At 73.3% G+C, this 23,997-nt stretch carries 22 protein-coding genes and 1 pseudogene; 12 read left to right on the top strand and 11 right to left on the bottom strand.

Annotated features, from left to right (window positions below; translation table 11 throughout):
* The first annotated feature begins 92 nt into the window (after positions 1-92).
* Positions 93-1,607 (top strand): MFS transporter, encoded by a 1,515-nt coding sequence (locus LN042_RS26725; protein WP_230053939.1) that lies wholly within the window; start codon positions 93-95, stop codon positions 1,605-1,607.
* Here the strand turns inward: LN042_RS26725 and purB are convergent.
* From purB to LN042_RS26700, 5 genes are all read right to left on the bottom strand, one after another.
* Positions 1,583-3,022, bottom strand: coding sequence for an adenylosuccinate lyase (purB, locus tag LN042_RS26720; protein ID WP_230053938.1), 1,440 nt, complete (start codon positions 3,020-3,022; stop codon positions 1,583-1,585). The two genes, LN042_RS26725 and purB, sit on opposite strands and share 25 nt — an antisense overlap.
* A gap of 42 nt (positions 3,023-3,064) precedes the next feature.
* Positions 3,065-3,304, bottom strand: coding sequence for a hypothetical protein (locus LN042_RS26715; protein WP_230053937.1), 240 nt, complete (start codon positions 3,302-3,304; stop codon positions 3,065-3,067).
* A 27-nt stretch (positions 3,305-3,331) separates the two neighbouring features.
* Positions 3,332-3,781 carry a MarR family winged helix-turn-helix transcriptional regulator gene (locus LN042_RS26710; protein ID WP_230053936.1) on the bottom strand — a complete coding sequence of 150 codons (450 nt, stop codon included), beginning with the start codon at positions 3,779-3,781 and terminating at the stop codon, positions 3,332-3,334.
* Positions 3,782-3,895: 114 nt separating this feature from the next.
* Positions 3,896-4,279, bottom strand: a complete 384-nt coding sequence (locus tag LN042_RS26705; protein ID WP_230053976.1) for a DUF3037 domain-containing protein — start codon at positions 4,277-4,279, stop codon at positions 3,896-3,898.
* A gap of 46 nt (positions 4,280-4,325) precedes the next feature.
* The gene (locus LN042_RS26700) at positions 4,326-5,090 is read right to left on the bottom strand and encodes a HipA family kinase (protein ID WP_230053935.1); all 765 of its coding nucleotides are present in this window, start codon (positions 5,088-5,090) and stop codon (positions 4,326-4,328) included.
* 172 nt (positions 5,091-5,262) lie between these two features.
* Between LN042_RS26700 and LN042_RS26695 the strand changes: the two genes are divergently transcribed.
* Positions 5,263-6,621 (top strand): NAD(P)/FAD-dependent oxidoreductase, encoded by a 1,359-nt coding sequence (locus tag LN042_RS26695; RefSeq protein WP_230053934.1) that lies wholly within the window; start codon positions 5,263-5,265, stop codon positions 6,619-6,621.
* Positions 6,622-6,726: 105 nt separating this feature from the next.
* Here LN042_RS26695 and LN042_RS26690 read toward each other — a convergent pair whose 3' ends face one another.
* Positions 6,727-8,076, bottom strand: coding sequence for an aminotransferase class I/II-fold pyridoxal phosphate-dependent enzyme (locus LN042_RS26690; RefSeq protein ID WP_230053933.1), 1,350 nt, complete (start codon positions 8,074-8,076; stop codon positions 6,727-6,729).
* 35 nt (positions 8,077-8,111) lie between these two features.
* Here LN042_RS26690 and LN042_RS26685 point away from each other — a divergent pair, with 35 nt between their 5' ends.
* From LN042_RS26685 to LN042_RS26670, 4 genes are all read left to right on the top strand, one after another.
* Positions 8,112-8,795, top strand: a complete 684-nt coding sequence (locus LN042_RS26685) for a pyridoxamine 5'-phosphate oxidase family protein (RefSeq protein WP_230053932.1) — start codon at positions 8,112-8,114, stop codon at positions 8,793-8,795.
* On the top strand, positions 8,789-9,436 hold the full coding sequence (locus tag LN042_RS26680; protein WP_230053931.1) for an FMN-binding negative transcriptional regulator: 648 nt from the start codon (positions 8,789-8,791) through the stop codon (positions 9,434-9,436). Before LN042_RS26685 ends, LN042_RS26680 begins: the two co-directional genes overlap by 7 nt.
* A gap of 98 nt (positions 9,437-9,534) precedes the next feature.
* Complete coding sequence (locus LN042_RS26675) at positions 9,535-10,956, top strand: sugar porter family MFS transporter (protein ID WP_230053930.1); 1,422 nt, start codon at positions 9,535-9,537, stop codon at positions 10,954-10,956.
* Between the two features lie 148 nt (positions 10,957-11,104).
* Positions 11,105-11,791 carry a dienelactone hydrolase family protein gene (locus tag LN042_RS26670; protein WP_230053929.1) on the top strand — a complete coding sequence of 229 codons (687 nt, stop codon included), beginning with the start codon at positions 11,105-11,107 and terminating at the stop codon, positions 11,789-11,791.
* Here LN042_RS26670 and LN042_RS26665 read toward each other — a convergent pair.
* Complete coding sequence (locus LN042_RS26665) at positions 11,763-12,863, bottom strand: hypothetical protein (protein ID WP_230053928.1); 1,101 nt, start codon at positions 12,861-12,863, stop codon at positions 11,763-11,765. The two genes, LN042_RS26670 and LN042_RS26665, sit on opposite strands and share 29 nt — an antisense overlap.
* A 163-nt stretch (positions 12,864-13,026) precedes the next feature.
* Between LN042_RS26665 and LN042_RS26660 the strand changes: the two genes are divergently transcribed.
* The gene (locus LN042_RS26660; protein WP_230053927.1) at positions 13,027-14,304 is read left to right on the top strand and encodes an MFS transporter; all 1,278 of its coding nucleotides are present in this window, start codon (positions 13,027-13,029) and stop codon (positions 14,302-14,304) included.
* Here LN042_RS26660 and LN042_RS26655 read toward each other — a convergent pair.
* The gene (locus LN042_RS26655) at positions 14,250-15,671 is read right to left on the bottom strand and encodes an MFS transporter (RefSeq protein WP_230053926.1); all 1,422 of its coding nucleotides are present in this window, start codon (positions 15,669-15,671) and stop codon (positions 14,250-14,252) included. The genes LN042_RS26660 and LN042_RS26655 overlap by 55 nt on opposite strands.
* Positions 15,672-15,716: 45 nt before the next feature.
* Between LN042_RS26655 and LN042_RS26650 the strand changes: the two genes are divergently transcribed.
* The 4 genes from LN042_RS26650 to LN042_RS26635 all read left to right on the top strand — a co-directional run bounded on the left by LN042_RS26650 (position 15,717) and on the right by LN042_RS26635 (position 17,848).
* Positions 15,717-16,358 (top strand): TetR/AcrR family transcriptional regulator, encoded by a 642-nt coding sequence (locus tag LN042_RS26650; RefSeq protein WP_230053925.1) that lies wholly within the window; start codon positions 15,717-15,719, stop codon positions 16,356-16,358.
* 94 nt (positions 16,359-16,452) lie between these two features.
* Complete coding sequence (locus LN042_RS26645; RefSeq protein WP_230053924.1) at positions 16,453-16,638, top strand: CopG family transcriptional regulator; 186 nt, start codon at positions 16,453-16,455, stop codon at positions 16,636-16,638.
* Entirely contained in the window at positions 16,635-16,979 is a 345-nt protein-coding gene (locus LN042_RS26640; protein WP_230053923.1) for a VOC family protein, read from the top strand. Before LN042_RS26645 ends, LN042_RS26640 begins: the two co-directional genes overlap by 4 nt.
* Positions 16,980-16,987: 8 nt before the next feature.
* The gene (locus LN042_RS26635) at positions 16,988-17,848 is read left to right on the top strand and encodes a class I SAM-dependent methyltransferase (protein ID WP_230053922.1); all 861 of its coding nucleotides are present in this window, start codon (positions 16,988-16,990) and stop codon (positions 17,846-17,848) included.
* A gap of 559 nt (positions 17,849-18,407) precedes the next feature.
* Here LN042_RS26635 and LN042_RS38090 read toward each other — a convergent pair.
* The 3 genes and pseudogenes from LN042_RS38090 to LN042_RS26620 all read right to left on the bottom strand — a co-directional run.
* Positions 18,408-19,460: pseudogene (locus LN042_RS38090) on the bottom strand (S53 family peptidase); the annotation flags it as partial.
* Positions 19,461-20,079: 619 nt separating this feature from the next.
* Positions 20,080-21,624, bottom strand: coding sequence for a Na+/H+ antiporter (locus LN042_RS26625; RefSeq protein WP_230053975.1), 1,545 nt, complete (start codon positions 21,622-21,624; stop codon positions 20,080-20,082).
* A 363-nt stretch (positions 21,625-21,987) separates the two neighbouring features.
* Complete coding sequence (locus tag LN042_RS26620) at positions 21,988-23,316, bottom strand: SulP family inorganic anion transporter (protein ID WP_230053920.1); 1,329 nt, start codon at positions 23,314-23,316, stop codon at positions 21,988-21,990.
* Between the two features lie 501 nt (positions 23,317-23,817).
* Here LN042_RS26620 and LN042_RS26615 point away from each other — a divergent pair.
* Positions 23,818-23,997: YegP family protein (locus tag LN042_RS26615; protein WP_230053919.1), on the top strand; the 180-nt coding region annotated here is incomplete at its 3' end.

Below are 23,997 nucleotides of genomic sequence, written 5' to 3'. Positions count from 1 at the left end.
CCGCCTCCACCCTCGCCCGGCAGTTGACGCCACGCCACCCGAGCGCGCCCGGGCGCGGGCGCAGGAGTCCCGGGCCCGGCAGGATCGCAGTCATGGACAACGGAATCAGGCTGCGCAGCGCGCAGGGGCGGTGGGTGGTGCTGGCGGCCGCGCTCGGCTCCGGAATGGCGATGCTGGACAGCACGGTGGTCAATGTGGCGCTGCCGCACATCGGTGCCGACCTGCACGCCTCACTGGCCGAACTGCAGTGGACGCTCAACGCCTACCTGCTCACCCTGGCCGGGCTGATCCTGCTCGGCGGCTCGCTGGGTGACCGGTACGGACGGCGGCGGGTCTTCCTGATCGGTGGGATCTGGTTCGCGGCGGCCTCGGGCCTGTGCGCGGTGGCACCCACGGTCGGCGTGCTGATCGTGGCCAGGGCGCTGCAGGGCATCGGCGGCGCTCTGCTCACCCCCGGGTCGCTGGCGCTGCTGCAGGCCACCTTCCATCCGGACGACCGCTCGGCCGCGGTGGGCGCCTGGTCGGGGCTGGGCGGGGTGGCCACGGCGGTCGGGCCGTTCCTGGGCGGTTGGCTGGTGAGCGGGCCGGGCTGGCGGTGGATCTTCGTGATCAACCTGCCGGTGGCCGTGGTGGTGGCGCTGCTGACGGAGCGGCACGTGCCGGAGAGCCGGGACGAGCAGGCCACCGGTCGCTTCGACGTGCCCGGCGCGGTGCTGGCGGCGCTGTCGCTGGGCGGCGTGACCTACGCCCTGACCGCGGCGGCCTCGGGGGTGTCACCGGCGGTCTGGATCTCGGCAGTCGTCGGCGTACTGCTGGCGGCGGTGTTCATCCGGGTGGAGGGGCGCCGGCCGGAGCCGATGCTGCCGCTCGGGCTGTTCTCCTCGCGCCTGTTCAGCGCGGTCAACGTGGTCACGCTGGGCATCTACGGTGCACTGAGCGGCATCTTGTTCTTCCTGCAGGTGCAGTTGCAGACCGTCGCCGGGTTCTCCCCGGTGGTGGCGGGGGTGGCGTTCGCGCCGCTGACCGTGCTGATGCTGCTGTTCTCGTCCCGGGCCGGGCGGTTGGCCACCCGGATCGGGCCGCGGCTGCCGCTCACCATCGGTCCGCTGCTGGCCGCCGGCGGGGTGCTGCTGATGCTGCGGATCGGTGCGCACGCCTCGTACTGGGCGGATGTGTTCCCGTCCGCGCTGCTCTTCGGCATCGGGCTGACCCTGCTGGTGGCGCCGCTGACGGCGACCGTGCTGGCGGCGGTGGACGTGCGCCGGGCCGGGATCGCCAGCGGGGTGAACAACGCGGCCGCGCGGGCCGCCGGGCTGCTCGCCGTGGCGGCGCTGCCGCTGCTGACCGGGCTGAGCGGGACCCAGTACCAGGTGGCCGGTTCGGTGAACTCGGCGTTCCACTCGGCGTGCCTGATCTGCGCCGGGGTGCTGGCCGGGTCCGGGCTGCTGGCGCTGGCCACCGTGCCGGCGAGGACCGAGCCCCGGGCCGAGCCGGACGCCACCTGGTACTGCGGCACCGCCTCGCCGCCGGTGGACCCGGGGCACGAGTGCCCCGGGTCCCGGGCCGGCGGATCGTCAGGCGATCAGAGGATGGCGCCGGGGGCGTAGGCGGCGGCCTGCGGGTACTTCGCGGCGACCTTGCCGATCCGGTCGACCAGCTCCGCCACCTGGGCGCCGGCGGCGCCGGTGAACGAGAGCCGGTCGGCCAGCAGGGCGTCCAGCGCGGCCCGGTCCAGCGGGATGCGCCCGTCGGCGGCCAGCCGGTCCAGCAGCTCGTTCTCCCGGGCGCCGGCCCGCATGGCGAGCGCGGAGGCGACCGCGTGCTCCTTGATCACCTCGTGGCCGACCTCGCGGCCGACGCCGGCCCGGACGGCGCCCATCAGCACCTTGGTGGTCGCCAGGAACGGCAGGTAGCGGTCCAGCTCGGCCTCGATCACGGCCGGGAAGGCGCCGAACTCGTCCAGCACCGTCAGGAAGGTCTCCAGCAGGCCGTCGAAGGCGAAGAAGGCGTCCGGCAGCGCCACCCGGCGGACCACCGAGCAGGAGACGTCGCCCTCGTTCCACTGGTCGCCGGCCAGCTCGCCGGTCATCGAGGCGTAGCCGCGCAGGATCACGGCCAGGCCGTTGACGCGCTCGCAGGAGCGGGTGTTCATCTTGTGCGGCATCGCGGAGGAGCCGACCTGGCCCTCCTTGAAGCCCTCGGTGACCAGCTCGTGTCCGGCCATCAGGCGGATCGTCTTGGCCAGGCTGGACGGCGCGGCGGCCAGCTGCACCAGGGTGGTGAGCACCTCGAAGTCCAGCGAGCGCGGGTAGACCTGGCCGACGCTGGTGAAGACGTTGTCGAAGCCCAGGTGGGCGGCGACGCGGCGCTCCAGCTCGGCCAGCTTCCGGGCGTCGCCGCCGAGCAGGTCGAGCATGTCCTGGGCGGTGCCGACCGGGCCCTTGATCCCGCGCAGCGGATAGCGGGCGATCAGCTCCTCCAGCCGGGCGAACGCGACGAGCAGCTCGTCGGCGATCGAGGCGAACCGCTTGCCGAGGGTGGTGGCCTGGGCCGCGACGTTGTGCGAGCGGCCGGCCATGACCAGCTCGGCGTGCTCGGCGGAGAGCCGGCCGAGGCGGACCAGCACGGCCACCGTGCGGTCGCGCACGTGCTCCAGCGACTGGCGGACCTGCAGCTGCTCGACGTTCTCGGTCAGGTCCCGGGAGGTCATCCCCTTGTGGATCTGCTCATGGCCGGCGAGGTCGCTGAACTCCTCGATCCGGGCCTTGACGTCGTGCCGGGTGACCCGCTCGCGGGCCGCGATGGACTCCAGGTCGACCTGGTCGATCACCCGCTCGTAGTCGGCCACGGCGGTCTCGGGGACGTCGATCCCCAGGTCCTTCTGGGCCTTGAGGACGGCGAGCCACAGGTGGCGCTCCAGGACCACCTTGTGCTCGGGGGACCACAGCTGGGCCAGCGTCGCCGAGGCGTACCGGGCGGCCAGGACATCGGGGATCAGGGGCTTCGCGCTCACGCTTCGCAAGCCTAACAGTCGAGGTCAGCCCCATCGGCAGGCAGGCTGCCGTCACAGCATCGACAGGCCCTTGAGCAGAGTGGTCACGCCGCCGCCCAGGGCCGGCAGCAGCACCACCGCGCGGGCCCGCTGCTCCGGCACCCGGTCGCCCGCCCGGTGCCCGATCACCGCGCCGAGCGCCAGCGCCGCGGCCACCGCCGGCCAGGCGGGCGGGGACAGGTGCGGGACGCCCTTGGCGAGCATCGAGAAGAGGTTGACCAGCAGGCCGTAGAACCGGGCGACCGCGAGCACCCCGCGACCCCCCAGTCCTGCGGTCTCCTAGGCCGGCTCGCCCTTCAGCAGCGGCAGCAGCTGGGCGCACATGGCCAGCAGGGCGGCACGCTGCTCGCCGTCCAGCGACTCCAGCGCCCGGTGCGCGCGGGACATGTCGTCGCGGATCGCTTGCAGCACCTCGGCGCCGGTGGGCGTGATGGTGACGATCTTGACGCGGCGGTCGGCGGCCGCCGCCTCCCGGGTGGCCAGGCCCAGGCTCTCCAGCCGGTCCACGATGCCGGTCACGTTGGAGGCGTCGCAGCCCAGCCGCTCGGCCAGGGCCCGCATCGGCACCGGCTCCAGCACCGCGCCGAGCGCCTTGCCCTGGGTGGCGCTCAGCCCGTGCCGGGCCGCGGCGGCGGCGAAGTCGATCCAGAACGCGGAGCTCACGCCGGCCACCGCCTCCATCAGTTCGGCGGTGGTGATGCGCTGGGCGGCGGTGGTCATGGCAGCCATGACATCACAGTACGCGTAAAAGCTTCATTAACTCCAGCTTTCACCGCGGGAACCAACCGCACCGGACGAACACCGCGACCACCGGGTCGCGGACGCCTCGGGTCGCCGACGCCTCTAGGCCACCAGGTCGCGGAAGAGCCGCTCGAGGTCCGCGTCCAGATCGGCGGTCAGACCGGTGTGCACCGGCCCCGGCTGCACCACCGCACTGCGCGGGGCGGTCAGCCAGCGGAACCGCTGCCCCGGGCTGTCGGCCGCCGCCGGTCCGGCTTCCGGGCCGCCCGCGGCCACCGCCTCGATGCCGCGCAGCGCCCGGCCGACCCCGGCCAGGTCCACCGCCGGATCCAGCGCCAGCAGCTTGGCCTCGGGCAGCAGGGTGCGGGCCAGCAGCCGCTCCTGCCAGCGGCAGTAGAGCAGCACCCCGAGGTTGACGCACTCCCCGCGCTCCACCCGCGGCACCGCGCGGATCACCGCGTACTCGTACTCCCGCAGCTCCGTCATCGACTCGCTCATGCGCCCACCTCGACGATCCGCTCGGTCCACTCGCTCATGCGCCCACCTCCGGCAGCGGCAGCCAGTCGCGCGGCCCGGCCAGCCGCGCGCCCAGCCGCTCCAGATACGCCGCACGCACCGCGTCCGGCCCCTCGAAGCCCGGCTCCTCCACCAGGAACTCCTCCGGCACCGCGGCCACCGCGGCCGCCAGCAGCTCGGGGGTGCAGCGGGCGGCCGACTCGGCGTCCACGCCGCCCAGTTCGCGGACGAAGCGGCCCAGCGCGTGGTCACCCGCGTCATACCGACGCCTCGCCCAGCCGGCCGAACTCGCCCAGCTGTGGTGGAAGATGAGGCTCGCGCCGTGGTCGATCAGCATCAACTCGCCGTCGACGACCAGCATGTTGGGGTTGCGCCAGGAGCGGTCCACGTTGCCGATCAGCGCGTCGAACCAGAGCACCCGGGCGGCGAGGTCGGCCGGCACCTCGAAGCAGAGCGGGTCGAAGTTGAGCGCCCCGCTGGCGAAGGCCAGACCGATGTTCAGGCCGCCGCTGGCCCGCATCTGCTCCTGGATCTGCTGCTCCGGCTCGCTGCGCGCCAGCACCGGATCCAGGTCGATCCGGACCAGTTCGGGCACCGGCAGGCCGAGCCCGCGCCCGAGTTCGCCGGCCAGCACTTCGGCGACCAGCGCCTTGCGGCCTTGCGCCGCCCCACTCCACTTCAACGCGTAGAGCCGGTGGTCGTCGCCCTCCACCAGGCCCGGCATCGAGCCGCCTTCTCGCAGTGGCGTCACATAACGGACAGCCGTCACCTCACGTAGCACGCGCCAACCCTACCGATCCCGCCCCGTCCGCCCGCTTGCGGTGGCGCCACCCCTGGGGCCGTGCGAGGGTGGGCCGAAGGTGGTGACCCCTTCCCCAGCCTCCGGGCGGGGAACCCGCATGGGCCGGGCCGCCGGTTCGTCCGCAACAGTTGCCTGCTGCGAAGGAAGAGTGATGGAACGTCCTCGGATCCTGGTGGTCGGCGGCGGCTTCGCCGGTGTGGAATGCGCCCGGCGGCTGGAGCGCAAGCTCGCCCCCACCGAAGCACAGATCACGCTGGTCGCGCCGTTCAGCTACCAGCTGTATCTGCCTCTGCTCCCGCACGTCGCGGCCGGCGTGCTGACCCCGCAGTCGGTCGCCGTCTCACTGCGGCGCACCCTGCGGCGCACCGACATCATTCCCGGTGGTGCGATCGGCATCGATCCCAGGGCCAAGGTCTGCATCATCCGCAAGATCACCGACCAGGAGGTCGTGGAGCCGTACGACTACCTGGTACTGGCCCCGGGCAGCGTCACCCGGACCTTCGACATCCCGGGCCTGACCGACCACGCCCGCGGCATGAAGACGCTGGCCGAGGCGGCCTACGTGCGCGACCACGTGATCGCGCAGCTGGACCTGGCGGCCAACACGCTGGACCAGCGGGAGCGCGAGTCGCGGCTCGGGTTCGTCGTGGTGGGCGGCGGCTACGCGGGCACCGAAACGGCGGCCTGCCTGCAGCGGCTGACCACCGCCGCACTGGACCGCTACCCGCGGCTGGACCCGCACCTGATCAGGTGGCACCTGATCGACATCGCCCCCAAGTTGATGCCCGAGCTCGGTGAGCACCTGGGCACCCGGGCCCTGCAGATCCTGCGCAAACGCGGCATCGAGGTCTCGCTGGGCGTCTCGGTGGCCAAGGTGGAGGACACCTCGGTGACCTTCACCGACGGTCGGGAGGTCCCCTCCCGCACCCTGATCTGGACGGCGGGAGTGGCGGCCAGCCCGCTGGTCGGCACCCTGGACGCGGAGACGGTGCGCGGCCGGCTCGCGGTGACCGCCGAGCTGCGGGTGCCGCAGTTCGAGGGCATGTTCGCGCTCGGCGACGCGGCGGCCGTGCCCGACCTGGCCAAGGACGACGGCGCGGTCTGCCCACCGACCGCGCAGCACTCCGCCCGGCAGGGCCGCAAGGTGGCCGACAACCTGGTCGCCGCACTGCGCAACCAGCCGCTGGAGCCCTACTTCCACCGGGACCTGGGCCTGGTGGTGGACTTGGGCGGCAAGGACGCGGTCTCCAAGCCGCTGGCCGTGGAGATGACCGGGGTACCGGCCCAACTGGTGGCCCGGGGATACCACTTGATGGCGATGCGGACCAACGTCGCCAAGCTCCGGGTCGGCACCAACTGGCTGATCAACGCGACCGCGGGCGACGACTTCGTGCGCATCGGGTTCCTCGCCCGCCGCCCCGCCCGACTGCGCGACTTCGAGTACACCGACGCCTATCTGACGAAGGATCAGGTGCGCGAGCACGCCCAGGCGTTGCGGACCAAGAGCTGACACCCCAGGGCCTGCGTCAGCAGGCCAAGAGCTGACACCCGTAGGCCAAGGGCCGGCCCCGGCAGGGCGGGAGCGCCGCCGCGCCCGGCGGCGCTCCCGCCGTCGTCAGACCTGCCGCGCTCCGGCGCCCCCGCCGAGCACCTGGACCAGATCGGCGGCCAGCCGGGGCGCGTCGGCAACGTCCAGCCGGGCCACGGTGATCCGGATGCCGGGCGGGGACTGCACGCGGAACCGGGCGCCGGGCGCCACCGCCCAGCCGCGCTGCAGCAGGCCGACCACGACACCGGTCTCGTCCGGCACCGGCACCCAGACGTTGAGCCCGCTGCGTCCGTGGCCGCGCAGCCCGTGCCTGGCCAGTGCGGCGAGCAGGGCCTCGCGGCGCTCGCGGTAGGCGTCGGCCACTCCGGCGGGCGACGGCCCCACGGTGCGCCAGAGCTCCACGGTGGTGCGCTGCAGCAGGTGGCTGACCCAGCCGGTGTCCAGTCGCTGCCGCCCGAGCACGCGGTCCACCGTCTGCCGGTCGCCGGCCACCACCGCGAGCCGCAGATCGGGACCGAACGCCTTGGCGGCCGAGCGCACCACCGCCCAGCGCGGGGTGACCGGCCGCCGGTCGGCACCGCAGACGACGGGGTGGTAGGGCAGTTCGGTGATGCCGTGCCCGTGGTCGTCCTCCAGCAGCAGCACCTCGGGATGCCGGGCCAGCACCGCGCGCAGTTCGGCGGCCCGGGCGGCGGTCAGCGCGGCACCGGTGGGGTTCTGGGCGCGGCTGGTGACGATCACCGCGCGGGCACCGCCGGCCAGCGCCGCGGCCACCGCGCCGGGCAGGGGGCCTTCGTCGTCGACCGCCACCGGCAGCGTGCGCAGGCCGTGGGCGGGCAGCAGGTCGAGCAGGCTGGCCCAGGCCGGGTCCTCGACCACCACCCCGTCGCCCGGCCGCAGTTGGGTGGCCAGGGTGCGGTCGATGGCGTCCAGGGCTCCGGCGGTGACCGCGTAGGCGTCGTCCGGCAGCCCGTCGCCCCGGAAGCCGGCGGCGGCCAGCTCGATCAGTTCCGGGTCGGCGGCCGGGTGGCCGTAGAGCACCGGCTCCCGGTCGGCGGCCGCGCCGGCCGCCGCCAGCGCGGCGGTCAGCGGGGGCAGCAGGCGCGGATCGGGGTTGCCTGTGGCGAGGTTGAGGGTGCCCGGCGGAACGGCGAGCGAGACCTGGTCACGGTAGGTGGTGACCGGGCGGGGGCGGATCCGGCTGCCCTTGCGACCGCCGGTCTCGATCACCCCGCGGTCCCGCAGCAGCCGGTAGGCGGCGGCCACGGTGTTGGGGTTGACGCCCAGTTCGCCGGCCAGCTCGCGCAGCGGCGGCAGCGCCTGCCCGGGCTCCAGCGCCCCGCAGGCCACCGCCCGTTCCACGTCGGCAGCGATCTCCGTGGCGCGTCGCCCCTGGATCCGATAGTCTCCTAGCACAAAAGCAATTATGCACTAGTTCAAAGGGGGATGTCATGTCGGACGCGCCGAACGCAACGCAGTACGCCCGCACATCCAGAACCACTCCCACCCGCTACAGGGACCGGGCCAGCTGGGAGCGGGCCGAGATCCACGCGATCCTGGACTCCGCCTGGCTCTGCCACCTGGGGTTCGTCGCCGACGGCGCCCCCGTGGTGCTGCCCACCATCTTCGCCCGCGTCGACGACCGGCTCTACCTGCACGGTTCCACCGGCAGCCGCCCGCTGCGCGCGGCCGGCGCCCCGGAAGGACTGCCGGTCTGCGTGACGGTCACCCAGGTCGACGGCCTGGTGCTGACCAAGTCCGCGTTCAACCACTCGGTCAACTTCCGCTCGGTGGTCGCCCACGGCACCGCCGAACAGGTGACCGACCCCGACGAGCTCGCGATGGCGCTGGACGCCCTGGTCGACCAGGCGGTGCCGGGCCGCTCCGGCGACGTGCGGCGGGCCAACCCCAAGGAGCTCGCCAAGACCGCGGTGATCCGGCTGGTGCTCGACGAGGTGTCGGCCAAGACCCGGGCCGACGGCGCGGACGACGACGAGGACGACCTGGACCTGCCCCACTGGTCGGGCGTGGTCCCGGTCCGGACGGTCTACGACGCGCCCGTCCCGCATCCGGGCACCGAGCGCGAACTGCCGGACTACCTGCGGGACTTCCAGCCCGGGAGCGCCCCGTGCTGATCCGCTCCTGGGACAGGGGCGGCACGGCCGAGTGGCAGGAGTGGCTGGCCGGGCGCGACTTCGGCACGCTGGCCGCCAACAACCCCGACGGCCCGCCGATCCTGGTGCCCACCCACTTCCTGCTGACGGCGCCGACAGAGGGCGACGGGGCCGCCGGTGAGATCGTGCTGCACCTGGCCGCGCCCAACCCGCTGCTGGCCGCGGTGCGCGCCGATCCCCGGGTCACCCTGGCGGTCACCGACGACTACGCCTTCGCCCCCTCCACCTGGCGGGTCACCTCGGTGCCCACCAGCTACTACGCCTCGGTGCAGTTCGACTGCACCGCCGAGGTGGTGGAGAGCGCGACGGGCAAGGCGGAGATCCTCAACCGGCAGCTGGCCCACTTCCAGCCCGAGGCCCCCGAGGTCCGGGTGGTGCCGGGCGAGGCACCGTACGGCCCGCAGCTGTCCGGGATCCGCGGGCTGCGGCTGACGGTGCGGCAGGTGCGGGCGAAGTTCAAGTACGACGACAAGATGGCGCCGCAGCACCAGGCGGCGGCCGCCGAGCGCCTGGCCGAGCGCGGCGCCCCCGGGGACGCCGGCGCGCGCGAGCAGTTGCTGCGGCGGCTGGCGCAGCGCGGCGGATGCCCCGTGGAGAACTGACCACGCCCTCCCGACAACGAGGGTCAATCCGGGGATTTCGGGTAGCCGACTGATCTCATGGTCAGGTTCACCGACGCCTCGTCCTCCCCGGAGCCCGCGTGTCAACCAGCCCGGCAACGCAGCCGCAGCCGCCCGACACCACAGCCCACCTCGGCCGGGTGGTCTTCATCTCGGCCGCGGCGGCGATGGGCGGCTTCCTCTTCGGCTACGACAGCGCCGTGATCAACGGCGCGGTCACCGGCATCCAGAAGCACTTCCACGTCGGCAACAGCGAGACCGCCTTCGTGGTGGCGATCGCGCTCCTCGGTTCGGCCGCCGGGGCGGTGTCGGCCGGCTGGCTGGCCGACCACCTGGGCCGGGTTCGCACCATGCTGCTGGCCGCCACCCTCTTCGCGGTCAGCGGGGTCGGCTCGATGTTCCCGCCCAGCGTGCAGGTGCTCGCCCTGTGGCGGGTGCTGGGCGGCATGGCCATCGGCATCGCCTCGGTGGTCGCCCCCGCCTACATCGCCGAGGTGTCGCCCAGCGCCTACCGCGGCCGGCTCGCCTCGTTCCAGCAGATGGCGATCGTGCTCGGCATCACCGTCTCCCAACTGGCCAACTACGCGCTCAACAGCGCGGCCGGCGGGGAGTCCACCAACAAGCTCGGCCCGGTGCAGGCCTGGCAGTGGATGCTGGGCGTGGAGGCCGTACCGGCGCTGGTCTACGGGCTGATGGCACTGGCCATCCCGGAGTCGCCGCGCCATCTGATCGCCACCGGCCGGGAGTCGCAGGCCCGCGCGGTGCTGCGCGAGGTGGAGCCGCCGAGCGTGGACCTGGACGCCCGGGTGGCCGAGATCAGGACGGTGCTGGACACCACGCGCAAACCGCGGCTGGCGGACCTGACCGGCGGCCGGTTCGGACTGCTGCCGATCGTCTGGGTCGGCATCGGCGCCTCGGCCTTCCAGCAGTTCGTCGGCATCAACGTGATCTTCTACTACTCCTCGGTGCTCTGGCAGTCGGTGGGCATCACCGAGAGCAACTCGCTGCTGATCAGCATCTCCACCTCGATCGTCAATGTGATCGGCACGGTGATCGCGATGGTCCTGGTGGACCGGATCGGCCGCAAGCCACTGGCACTGGCCGGCTCGATCGGCATGGCGGTGTCGCTGGGGACGGCCGCCTGGGCCTTCTCCTACCGGCACGGCACCGGCACCAGTGCCACCCTGCCCAGCCTGCAGGGCACGGTGGCGCTGATCGCGGCGCACGTCTTCGTGCTCTGCTTCGCCTTCTCCTGGGGCGTGGTGGTGTGGGTGCTGCTCGGCGAGATGTTCCCCAACAAGATCCGGGCGCTGGCCCTGGCGGTCGCCGCCTCGGCGCAGTGGATCGCCAACTGGCTGATCACGGTGAGCTTCCCGGACCTGGCCGACTGGAACCTGTCGGCCACCTACGTCATCTACGCCTGCTTCGCGCTGCTCTCCATCCCGTTCGTCGCGTTCTGCATCAAGGAGACCCGGGGACGGCCCCTGGAGGAGATGGGCTGACGCGACACCGGGTGACGGATGACGATCCGTCATGCCAACACGTGGGAAACGGCCTGGATGACCGGCGGACAGGCGGCGGACCACGCACATACGATCAACCCCGCGGGCCGCTTCGGCCCCTTACCTCGCGGCAGATGGAGCTGGACACGTGGGAGCGCAGAACGTCACCTTCCCCAGCAATGGGAAGCAGGCACACGGCTATCTGGCCCTGCCGCCGAGCGGGCGCGGCCCCGGCGTGCTGGTGATCCAGGAGTGGTGGGGCCTGACCACCCACATCACCACGATGGCGGACCGGTTGGCCGCCGAGGGCTTCACGGTGCTGGCCCCCGACCTGTTCGGCGGCGAGACGGTGCACAGCGCGGCCGAGGCCGCCGAGCGGAAACGGCAGCTGCCCGTCGAGGGCGCGGTGCGCGACCTGTCCGGCGCAGTCGACTTCCTGCTGGAGCAGCCGGGGACCACCGGGGACGCGGTGGCGGTGGTGGGCTTCTGCATGGGCGGCGACTTCGCGCTGCGGCTCGCGGTGCGGGAGGGCGACCGGGTCGCCGCCGTGGTGCCGTTCTACGGCGTGCCGCACGAGCCGGACTACTCCTACCTCGGCCTGACCGCCCATGTGCTGGGGCACTACGGCGAGTACGACAAGAGCATCCCGACGGAGCTGGTGGACGAGGCGGCGATCCGGATCGGCGAGGCCACCGACCGCCGTCCCGAGATCCACTTCTACCCGGCCGGGCACGCCTTCATGAACGAGGAGAACCCGTCCGGGACCCACGACCCGCTGCAGGCCGGGATCGCCTGGCAGCGCACCCTCACCTTCCTGCACGGGCATCTGGGCTGACGCCCGACCGGAACGCCGGGTAGCCGGGCAGCTGGGGCGTCCGCCAGTCGTCGGCGAGCTTCAGCAGCCCGCGCACCGTCTCCGTGAAGGCCGGCAGGCCCGGCAACCCGGCAGCCTGCGCCCAGCGGTGGCAGAGCAACTGACGGCGGGTCGGCACCGGGCGGCGGCGCGGGTGCAGCGGCGCGTCCTCGGTCAGCACCCGGGGCAGCAGCCGGACCGTCGCGTCCACCGTCCAGACCGCCACCGCAGCGGCCAGGCCGGCTTCCCAGACGGCGTCGTCGGCGAGCTCCGGGTGCACCGCCACCACCTGCTCGCGGTAGGTCCGCTCGACCCGCTCGGCCCACCCGGGCGGCAGCGTGAAGACGCACCAGCAGCTGGAGAACGGCATCCGGCAGTAGGCGGCGGTGAGGAAGACCGACTGGAAGCAGGCCGCCTCGAAGTCGATCAGGCGCAGGCCGCCGGGCGTGATCAGGTTGTTGTCGGGGCAGGTGTCGCCGGGGGTGAAAGCCGGGTAGCGCTCGCCGCAGGTGGTGCCGATCCGGTCGAGCTCGGCGGCCAGGCCCGGGGCCGGGGCGACGCCGGCGGCCGCCAGGGCGGCCGGCAGGGCCGCCGCGTTCTGCGCTGCCCAGGGCTCCTCGTGCCAGGCGGGCAGGCCGAGTCGGTAGCGGGACCAGAGTCCGTCGAACTCGGCGCGGCGGGGCGCGGCGGCCACCGCCAGCTCGCCGAGCCCGCGGGCCCAGGCCGACAGGGCCCGCTCGGCGGCGGCCGGGTCGTCGCCGAGCAGCAGGTCGGCCAGGGTGGGGGCGGTGCCGAGGTCGGCCACCACGAGTAGCCGCTGCTCCGGGTCGACGGCCAGCAGTTCGGGCCCGGCCACCCCGAGTGCGAGGCCGGCCGCCTCGCCGGTGAAGGCCCGGCGCGCCTCGGGGGTCTGCGTGAATGCCTTGACGATCACGCTTCGGCCGCTCGCCGCGCGGGCGCGCAGCACCGTACTGCGACCGCTGCCGCCCAGGTCGGCCGGGTCGGACAGCGGTTCGCCCAGCAGCGCGCCGGCGGCATCGAGGCCCTGGTCCATCCCAGCATCCTCCGGGCGGGCTGAGGCGCGAACAACCGATTATCGATCAGACCTTGGTCGTTTCCGAGTGAGTGATCAAGGGTAACTCCATCAACCTGTCAGCAGATGTTCATACCTGTCCGTAGCGTGGACAGCAGTCCATGCCACCGTCATAGTCGGGCGAATGCCGAACCGAAACCAGCACCGAGTCCCCCAGCCGGCCTGGGCCGGGCGGGACTTCCTGATCCACAGCGCCGCCACCGTGGTCAGCGGCCTCGGCAACGCCGGTGCCCCGATCGCCACCGCGTTCGCGATCCTGCGCCTCGGCGGGGGGGCGGCCGAGATCGGCTGGGTCACCGGTGCCCGGCTGGCCGCCACCGTGCTCTTCCTGCTGGTCGGCGGGGCGCTCGCGGACCGGCTGCCCCGGCACTGCGTGATGGTCGCGGCCAATCTGGGCAACGCGCTGTCGCAGGCGCTGCTCGCGGTGCTGGTGCTGACCGGGCAGGCGCGGCTGTGGCAGATCGTGCTGCTCGCCGCGGCGAACGGGGTCGGCTTGGCCTTCTTCGCACCCGCCTCCGAGGGCATGGTGATGGAGTCGGTGGACCAGCGGCAGGCACCGCGCGCCTTCGCGGTGTTCCGCACCGCGCTGAACTCCTCGCAGATCGTCGGTGCGGCGCTCGGCGGTGCGCTGGTGGCCGCCGTCGGTCCCGGCTGGGTGCTCGCCCTGGACGCCGCCGGGCTGGCCGCGGCCGGTGCGCTGCGGCTCTTCCTGCGCGCCGGGCCGGCGCCGGCGCGGCAGCCGTCCGGTCCCGGGATGCTGGCCGAACTGCGGGAGGGGTGGCGGGAGTTCACCTCGCGGCGGTGGCTCTGGGCGGTGGTGGTTCAGTACGGCGTGGTGAACGCCTGCCTGATCGCGGCGGAGTCGGTGCTGGGGCCGCTGGTGGCGGACGAGCGGCTCGGCGGGCCGCGGCCGTGGGGTCTGGTGAACGCGGCGATGGGCGCGGGGCTGGTGGCCGGCGGACTGCTGATGGTCCGTTGGCAGCCGCGCCGGCTGCTGGTGGCCGGCACCGCGGGGGTGCTGATGTTCGGGCTGCCCGCCGCCACCCTGGCCGCCGGCGCCCCGCTGCCGCTGGTCGGCGCGGCGATGTTCGCCTCCGGGGTCGGCGGCACGGTCTACGGGGTGAGCTGGATGGTCGCGTTGCAGCAGGAGATTCCGGCCGCCCAGTTCTCCCGGGTGGCCGCCTACGACTGGTTCGGCTCGGTGGCGCTGGCCCCGGTCGGCACGGCCGCCGCCGCGCCGCTGGCGGGCGGTCTCGGGCTGGACGACGCGCTGTGGTGCTGCGCCGCGGTGATGACACTGCTGTCACTGGTGGTGCTGGCGGTGCCGGAGGTGCGCGTGCTGGCGCGTCACTCGGCGCCGGCCGGCTCGGGCGCCAAGCGGCTGGAGCCGGTGGCGGCCTGACCGGCGGGCTGAGCGGCGGCCCGGGTAGCCGCTTGGCTGACGGGCTGAGCGGCGGCCTGGGTGGCGGGCTGAGCAGCGGCCTGACCGGCGGGCTGAGCGGCGGCCACCTTCTGCGCGAGGGCCTTCGGGTCCCGCAGCACCCAGGCCAGCGCGGGGGTGATCAGCAGCAGCACGGCGGCGCCACTCACCATGGGTGCGTGCAGCCCCCAGGCGTGCGCGACCAGGCCCGCCAGCATCGCCCCGACGGCCATGCCGCCGTTGGCGACCATCTGGTAGGCCATGCTGATCCGACCGAGCAGCCGCTCCGGCACCAGGTCCTGGCGGATCGACACGGCGGTGACGCCCCAGGCGAGCGTGAGGGCGCCGTAGCAGGTGGTGGCCAGGTCCGCCCAGGGCCAGTCGGAGGTCAGCCCGGCGATGCCGAGGACCAGCCCGGAGCCCGCCAGCGTGACCAGCAGGGTCCGGGTGCTGCCGAACCGCCGGACCAGCCAGGGCGCACCGAGCGAGCCCGCGATCCCGCCGACCGCGAAGGCGCCCACCAGCAGCCCGTAGCCGAGCGGACCCAGGTGCAGCACCTGCCGGGTGTACAGCACGAGCACCGCCGTCACCCCGGCCATCACCAGGTTGACGGCGGTGGCGGTCAGGCAGAGCGCGGTCAGCAGCCGGTGCCGCAGCAGCTTGCGCACCCCCTCGCCCGCGCCGCCGAAGAGGGCCCGCAGCCCGCTCGGGCCGACCGCCCCGCCCGACCCCTCGTCCCGCCGCGGCAGCCCGCCGGGCAGCAGCAGCACCAGCAGCGCGGCGCACGCGAAGGAGGTGGCGTCCACCGCGAACGGCAGCAGTGCGGCCACCGCGAACAGGATGGTGCCGAGCGAGGTGCCGATCAGCGAGTCGGAGACCAGCGCGCCCGCCTGCAGCCGTCCGTTGGCGCGCGGCCGGTCGGCCGGCTCGACCAGGCCGGGCACCACGCCCGACCAGCCCGCGTTGTAGAAGGTCTGGCCGCAGCCGAGCAGGAAGCCCACCACGGCGAGCAGCGGTACGCTGACCGCGCCCAGCGCGACCGCCACCGCGAAGCCCGCGACCAGCAGCGTCCGCGCCGTGTCCACCGTGACCAGCAGGCGGCGCCGGTCGACCCGGTCGGCCAGCGCGCCCGCCGGTAGGCTCAGCAGCAGCCAGGGCAGCTGCTCCATGGTGGCGACCAGGGCCAGGTCGCGCGGATCACCGGAGATCTGCGCGGCGAGCAGCGGTAGCGCGACGAAACGCATCCCGTCGCCGAGGCTCGACACCGTGACCGAGGTCAGCAGCACCAGGAATCGTCGGCCCAGCGGCGCGCCGGCCGCTCCCGTTCCAGGCTCCCTTGTGAAGAACACGAACTAGACTCTGGTTCAGGTTCTGACGCGTTGTCAAGGAGTCCGATGCCCGACGCCGCCCTCCCCCCGCTCCCGGCCGGCGTGCTGCGCGCGCCCCAGCAGCAGCGCAGCCGCGAGAAGGTCAGCCGGATCCTCGCCGCCACCGCACGACTCCTCGAGCGGCACGACCACGAGCAGATCGGCACCAAGCTGATCGCCGCCGAGGCCCAGGTGTCGATCGGCGTGCTGTACCGGTTCTTCCCGGACAAGCACGCCATCTTGAGCAGCCTGCTGGTGCACTGGCTGGACCAGCACCTGGCCGCCATGGAGAGCGTGCTGGCCGCCGAACTCCCGCCCACGCCGAGTGAACTGGGTGCCCGTCTGATCGCCGAGCAGGTGCGGGTGCGACGCGGCGCGCCCGGCTACCGGGGCCTGCGGCTCCACGCCCTGCCGCCTGAACTGCGCGCGTACGACCAGGCGGTGAGCCGCCGGATCGCCGCCGTGATCCACGCGGCCCTGGTCCGCGGCTACGGCTACCCCGACGGCGACGACTTCCGGTTCCGCACCGAACTCGTGGTCACCGCCGCCGCCCAACTACTCATCACCGCCTTCGAGCTCGACCCCGACGGCGACACCCGGGTCCTCGGTGAGGTCCGACTGATGCTGGACGGCTGGCTGTTCGCCCGGCCCTGCGACCCCGGCAGGTGAACCGCGCTCCCTCGGCTGGGGCCGCCCGCACGTGAGCACCCACCTGCCCGATCGCGGGCTACCGGCTAGGAAGCTAGTTTGCTAGCATCGCAGTGTGCCTGACGAGGAAGTGAAGCAGTTCAACGTCTACCTGCCGGTCAGCTTGATCAAGCAGGTCAAAATGCGCGCCGTCGAAACCGGCTCATCGCTGTCGGCCCTGGTGGCCGACGCGCTGCGGTCCTACCTCGACGGCGACACCACCGAAGCACCGCGCCTCGGCAACGATCAGGAGACGAAGTGACCACCAACGGCATCAGCGCGCTCTTCGTGAAGACCCACAACTGGGGCAAGGCCGCCCGCTTCTTCCAGAACCTGGGCTACCAGCTGGAGTTCGAGACCGGCCACAACTCCGGCCAGTTCCGCAACGGGGAGTCCCCCGCCGTCTTCATCGCCGAAGTCCCCGAGGACCAGGCGACCGGCTCCCAGCTCGTCCTCCAGGTCGTCTCGGAGCAGCAGGTCCACGCCAACCCGGACCTGGAGCTGCTCTCCCCCTTCGAGGACACCCACTACGGCACCAGGGAGGCGACCGTGCGCGACCCGGACGGCCACCTGTGGCTCCTCCAGGCGCCCGCGGCCGAGTGAGCGGGGCCATGGTGACCGACCACTCCCCCGCCGTCCCCGACCACACCGCCGTGCGGGTCGCCCTCTGGCGCGCCCTGCACACCGAAGCCGACCCGCCGCCGCACGTCCTGACCGACGAGATCGGCCTGCGCCTGGCCGACCCGCCGCCCGACTGGCGGGCCCGGCCCGACATGGACGTGGCCGGCACCCGCACCTACCGCGCCGGCATCGTCGCCCGGGCCCGGTTCGTCGACGACCTGGTGATCGAGCGGGCCCGGCGCGGCACCGCCCAGTTCGTGGTCCTCGGCGCCGGCCTGGACACCTTCGCCCCGCGGCACCCCGAACTCGCCGCCCGGCTGAGGGTGTTCGAGGTGGACCGCCCGGCGACCCAGGAGTGGAAGCGCCGCCGGCTGCTCGACCTCGGGCTCGGCACCCCGGAGAACCTGGTCTTCGTGCCCAGCGACTTCGAGTCCGAACACGCCTGGTGGGCGCAGCTCGTCGCGGCCGGCTTCGACCCGGGCCGACCCGCCGTGGTGGCCTCGACCGGCGTCAGTGTGTACCTCACCGAGGCCGCCAACACCGCGACCATCCGCCAACTCGCCAAGCTCGCCCCGGAGTCGGCGTTCGCGATGACCTTCCAGCCGCCCCTGGAGCTGCTCGAAGCCGCGCAGCGGCCCGGGCGGCTGATGGTCGAGGAACGGGCCCGGGCCGGCGACACCCCGTTCCTCAGCTTCTTCAGCCCGGACCGCCTGCTCGAACTGGCCCTGGCAGCAGGGTTCCGCGACGCCCGGCACATCTCGGCGGACGTCCTGAACGAGCGCTACTTCGCCGGCCGGGGCGACGGCCTGCGCACCACCAACGCGGAGGAGTTCCTGCTCGCCACCACCTGAGAGCTCGCCACCACCTGAGAGGGAGATCTGTGAGGGCCTGAGCGGGGCCCGCCCCCGGCGGATCGGGGGCGGGCCCGTTTCGGGCGCGGCATTCGTGCTCGACCGATCCGCGGTTCCGGGGCTCGGGTGCTCCGGGCCGTCCCCGTTCCGCTCGCGCTCAGCCGATCAGGTCGAATTCCTCCCACGGGCCGATCGCGGTGCGGTTGGCGATCAGCGAGGAGGCGCCCGCGTTCTCCGCGGTCACGTAGTCGTTGTTCGCGGCGGCGAGGAAGCTCACGCTGCCGTCCGCGTTGCCGATCAGCTGGAAGGTCTCCCACGGGCCGATCGCGGTCCGGTTGGCGATCAGCGGCGACGCGCCCGCGTTCTCCGCCGTCACGTAGCGGTTGTCGGCGTGGGCGCGCAGGGCGATGTTCCCGCCGCCCAGTGTGATCAGGTCGAACTGCTCCCACAGGCCGATCGCGGTCCGGTTGGCGATCAACGGCGAGGCGCCCGCGTTCTCGGCAGTCACGTAGTCGTTGTCGGCGTGCGCCCGCAAGCTGATCACCCGCTGCGGGGCATTGGTGAAGCCGTTGGTCATGTTCGGCGTGCCCAGACCGGTCGGCCCGTCGTAGCCGGCGGCGCCGGAGCACAGGTAGGCCGGCGAGCAGGTCCCGTTGCTGCCGCCGGTCACGTCGTACAGCGCGTAGCTTCGGGCGTAGGGGTAGGAGGCCGGGTAGCTGCCGGCTCCCGGGGTGCCGGCGTCCGCGTAGACGCCCGCGATGATCGGCGCGGCGACGCTGGTGCCGCCGTAGACGGTCCAGCCGGCGTTGCCGTAGCTGTCGTAGACGGCCACGCCGGTGGCCGGGTCGGCGACCGCGGAAACGTCCGCGACGGTCCGGCGGGAACAGCCGCTGTCGGTCTGCCAGGCCGGCTTGCTCTCGTAGGCCGAGCAGCCGGAGCCGGAGCCGCTCCAGGCGGACTCGGTCCAACCCCGGGCGTTGGAGGCGCGACTGAGCGAGGTGCCACCGACCGCGGTGACGTAGGGCGAGGCCGCGGGGTACTCCACGCCGTAGCCGGCGTCACCGGCCGAGACTGTGATCGCGACCCCGGGGTGCTTGTAGTAGGCGAGGTCCCAGGCGGTTTCGGCATTGGACTCGCCGCCGCCGTAGCTGTTGGAGACGTACCCGGCGCCCTGCAGCACGGCCTGGTCGACCGAGGTGCCCAGGTCGTTGATGCTCGCGGTGGTGGCCTCGACCAGCAGGATGTGGGCATTGGGCGCGATCGCTGAGACCATGTCGAGGTCGAGCGATATCTCCGCGCCCCAACCGGTGTTGCCGACCGGGTAGTTGGTGCCGTCGTTCTCGTCGATCTTGCGGAAGCAGCCGTTGCCCGAGGTGCAGGCGGGCAGGCCGTACTGCGCCCGGTAGGTGGCCAGGTCCGCCTCGGCGTTCGGGTCGTCGTAGGCGTCCACGATGGCCACGGTCGCGCCGGCCCCGCCGCCGCCCGGCAGGGTGTAGGCGCTGAGCAGGTCGGCCGGTCCGTAGCCGGCCGGGGTGGCCTGCGGGGAGACGGCGTGCAGGCGCAGCGCCTGCGGCTGGGTGACGTCGGTGCGCCGCAGGGCCTGACAGGCCATCATGCCGGGCCTGGTCGGCGCGGCGCAGGCCCGCTCGGTGGCGGGGGCGGCGGTCGGTGCGGCGCTCGCCGCGTTGGCGGGTGCGGCCAGCGAGAGCCCCCCGGCCAGCAGCCCGGCGGTGCACAGGGCGGTGACCAGCGTGCGGGCGCGGGGCGGGGCGCTTGGGGTGCGGTGGACGACCAAAGCACTGCCTTTCCATCGGGGCGCGCCGACACCGCCCTCCAGGAGCGGGATCGGCATGAGTGCGCACGGGCATGGCGAAGTGGCTGCGCGAGGATGCGTGGGGCGGGTCGTTCTGCTTCAGCTGACGGGTCGCTGCTCGGACTTCGCGTCAGCTGGCACGAGTAGGTACGGTAATCAAGCCCCTATGTCATGACAAGATGCCGACGGCGATTGCCAGTTGACGGGCAGTCAGCGGTAGTCCCGGATCGCCTTGGCAGCTCGGCACCACCTCGTGCACGCACCAGAGCTGAGATCGGAGCCTGCTGCCTCCGGCGGATGGGATCGGGCCGAGTGCCGGGTGGCGCAGCGGACGGCTGCTCCAGGAACCGCAGCGCCACGACCACCCCGGCGGCGAGCTCGCAGGCAGTTGCCGGCCGGAGCGTGCGGGCGTACTCGCTCAGCGCTTGCCGAGGGCGGCTTCCTCCCGGTCCAGGTCGTGCTGGAGCCGGCGCCGGGTGGTGTCGCTGATCAGGTGCTCCTCGTAGAGGCGGTGCAGCTCGCTGTTCTGGACGGCGATCACCTCGTGCCGCAGGCTCCGGTAGGAGTCGTCGGCAGTCGCACCGCCCTCGTCCTCGGTGCGGTCCAGCCGGGCCTCAAGGCCGCGCCGGACCCGGTCGATCGCCACCGGCGGCAAGGCCTCCAGGTCGGAAAGGTGCTCGACATGGTCCAGTGCGGCGCGGTTCAGGGCGTCCCGGGCCCCGTCCTCCTCCCGCGCGGTGTGCTCCGGCTCCAGGGCCAGCCCGGAGCGGTTGACCACCCCGGCCAGCGTCAGCCCCTGCACCACCAGCGTGAACACCACCACCGCCGTGGTCAGCACCAGCACCAGCGCACGCCCGGCCAACGCCCCGCCACCGCCGGCGGCCAGCGGGATCGACAACGCGGCGGCCAACGGCATCACACCCCGAGTACCCGCCCAGGTCACCACCCCGGCCACCCGCCAGGACAACCGCCCCCGGCTCGGCTTGACCGCCCTCGTCAACGGCAGCGTCCACACCACCCGCACCGCGATCAGCACCCCGGCCAGCGCCAGCGCCTGCAACGGCCACCAGCCGCTGCCCTTCGGCAGCCCGCGCACCAGCGCCGGCAGCTCAAGCCCCACGATGGCGAACACCACGCTCTCCAGCAGGAACACCACCACGGCGTACACCGCCTGCACCTGCAACCGGATGTGCGCGTCACTGAGCCGGTGCCCCGAACGGCCCAGCAGCACACCCGCGACCACCACCGAGGTGATCCCGGAGGTGTGCGCCGACTCCGCCAGCACGTACGCCGCGTATGGCGTCACCAGCGCGATCACCGTCTCCAGCACCGGATCGGTGGTACGGCGCCGGATCAGCCACACCACCCCCGCCACCGCCGCCCCGACGAGGCTCCCGCCACCGCCGAGCAGCAGGAACTCCCCGCCCGCCGACACCAGGCTCACCGACCCACCGGCCGCCACCGCGATCCCGATGCCGACCTTGAACAGCACCAGCGAGGTCGCGTCGTTGAACAGGCTCTCCGCCTGCACCAGCACCTGCACTCGCCCCGGCAGCGCCAGACGCCGTCCCAGCGCCGACACCGCCACCGGATCGGTGCTCGCCAGCACCGCCCCCAGGACGAACGCCATCGCCGGCGGCAGCCCGGTCAGCGCGACCGCCGCGAACCCGACCGCCGCCGCGGAGGCGAAGACCAGCCCGAACGCCAGGATCGTGACCGGCCGCCAGACCACCCTTAGATCGCGCAGCGACAACTCCTCCGCCGACGCGTACAGCAGCGGCGGCAGCACCACCAGGGCGATCGCCTGCGGCGGTACGTGCAACGCCGGCACGCCGGGTATCAGCGCCACCCCGATCCCGGCCAACACCAGCAACGACGGGGCGGGAACCCGCCAGCGCCGGGCGAAGGTGGCCACGACAGTGGCCAGAACCACCAGGAAGAGAACGATCCCCACGGCGCGCATCTGCGGAAGCAACTCCATCACAAGAACCGGGGTCACTGCTGCGCGAATGCCGCAGTCGCCCCCCGAGCCGACCAGGCTTCCCGGCACACCGCTGGCAATTTTATCGGAACATTAGCGCCAGGCCGCAGGCGGTACCACAGGCAGCGCGGGCAGCGCCCAGCCCGCCGCCCGCCATCTCCCGCCCGCCGCCTGCCTGCCGCCGCCTGCCTTCCACCGGCGCGAGCATCACAGTGCCGTCCGGTGCTCCCCGGGCTGGCCCACCCCGACGTTGACGGACCCGTCCCACGGCGGGCCGCCGCGCACCACCGTCACCGGGCAGTCGCCAGGTATGCCCTGCCGACCGTCGCCGCCCGACCACTCGCTTCACGGCACCGACGACCCTGCCGCCGACGTCGGTGCGGCGTCGCCACGCGCGGCGGTTCGGCGGACGGCGACGAGTCGTGCCAGGCCCAGCAGCAGGCCCGGCAGCAGCACGTACTGCAGCGGCCATTGGGTGGCTGCCAGGAAGGTGACGACCATCACGGCCCGCTCGCCGGCACCCTCCCGCCAGGCCGCACGGATCTCCGGCGCCCGTCCGACGATCAGCTTGACCCCGATGACGATCAGCAAGGCCCCGATGGCCGGCAGCGGAATCAGCCCCACCCCGTCCCCCAGCCCGCAGAGCAGCAGCGCCAGCACACCGCCGGACGCCACCCCGGCCCAGCGGGTACGGGCCCCCGCACTGATGGACACCGCGGTGCGGGAGAGCGAGCCGCCGGCCGGCAGCGCATGGCAGAACGCGCCGACCGCGTTCGCCGCAGCCTGGGCGAGCATGTCCCGCGCTCGGCCCGCCGCGGGCCCGCCCGGCGCGGACGGACCACCGGGGGCGATCCCGGCAGCCTGGGCGAGCGCGACCAGCGCCACCGAGCAGGCCCCACCCACCAGGCCCGGCATCGCATGCCAGGCGGGCACCGTCAACGGCGGGAGGCCGTCCGGGATCCGGCCGAGCGAGCCGGCCAGCGGCACGGCCACCCCACAGGCGTGCACCAGTGCGGTGGTGGCCACCAGCGCGACCAGCACCGCCGGCGAGTGCGCCCCCGGCAGGGCGTGGGCCAATGCCCAGATCGCGATGGTCAGCACCGCCACCGCGGCGGCCGCCATCGACCAGGCGCCCGGATGCGCGGCCCACACCAGCACGCGGAGCAGTCGGTTGTGGTGGTGGGCCCGGAAGCCGGTCGCGTCGTGCAGGGCTCCGGTGATGATCTGGAGCGCGATGCCCATCGTGAACCCGGTCATCGCCCCGGCCGACACCAGCCGCAGGAGCGAGCCCAGGCGCAGCAGGGCGAAGAGCACCATGGCGAGGGCGACCAGCAGCGTCAACGCCGCGACGTTGCCCGGCAGCGCCGGATCCAGCCGGGCCTGTCGCAGCGCTCCGCGCGAGGTGAGGGCGATGGCGCTGGTCAGTGTGGTGACCATGAGCGGTGTCCGGGCGAGCAGCGAGCCCACCACCGCCGGCCACACTCCGGTGTACAGCCCCGAACCCGGGGGGAAGCCCGCCATCGCCGCGTACGCCATCCCCTCCGGCACGCTGAACAACGCCGTGATCAACCCGGCCACCACATCCACCGGGCTCAGCCCGGGCCACCGCCTGTGCCCACCGGTGGCGGGCTGGACCGGATCGGTTGCCGCCGGGTCGGCAGCGGCCCTCGCCATGGGAATGCTTGCGCCGCCCCCCGCGATCCGCTGAGCGTCGAGATCGTCCACCCGTGCCTCCCACGACCACGGTGCCGAACCCGCCGACCCGTCGGGGTCGGCGGCCTACCGCCCTCCAGGTCACCAGCAGCGACCCGGCGCCGGGAAGGCGGCTGCGCTCGGGGGCGAGCCATCCGGGTGCACACGAACGGCCTGCGGCGTGTCGCCCGCCGACATGCGCTATGCGGCCTGCCCGTGCCGTACAACCGGCCTCTAACACCCGGCATGCTCCCGGAGGCGATCAGCGGGCTGCGCCCTGCCCCGCGCGCGCCGGCGGCGCCGACTGCCGGTGGGGCACCGATTGTTCACCGGGGACCCAGGGCCCCCTCCGCAGAGGTTCAGCGGCACCCGCCGCGCGCCTCGGACAGTCACCACCCGACTGGGTCAACTGGTCTGCGTCCCACGAGGTTTGACCGTACCTTTCCAACGTGGGGGCCACTTCGACGAAAGGCGTCAACTCCCATGGCAGGCAAGTTCGAGCTGTTCACCGACGAGAGCGGCATGCACCGGTTCCGGCTCAAGGCGAGCAACGGGTCAGTGGTCGTGGTCGGTGACGCGCACGAGACCCGTGAGGATCTGCTGAAGAACATCGAGTCGCTGCGCAAGCTCGCACCGTACGCCACGGTGCAGGAAGCGGCGGCC

It is taken from the genome of Kitasatospora humi, from assembly GCF_020907985.1.
GTDB lineage: Bacteria > Actinomycetota > Actinomycetes > Streptomycetales > Streptomycetaceae > Kitasatospora > Kitasatospora humi.
Note: the sequence above shows the minus strand (reverse complement) of the source record. Positions and strands in the feature narration are given on the sequence as shown.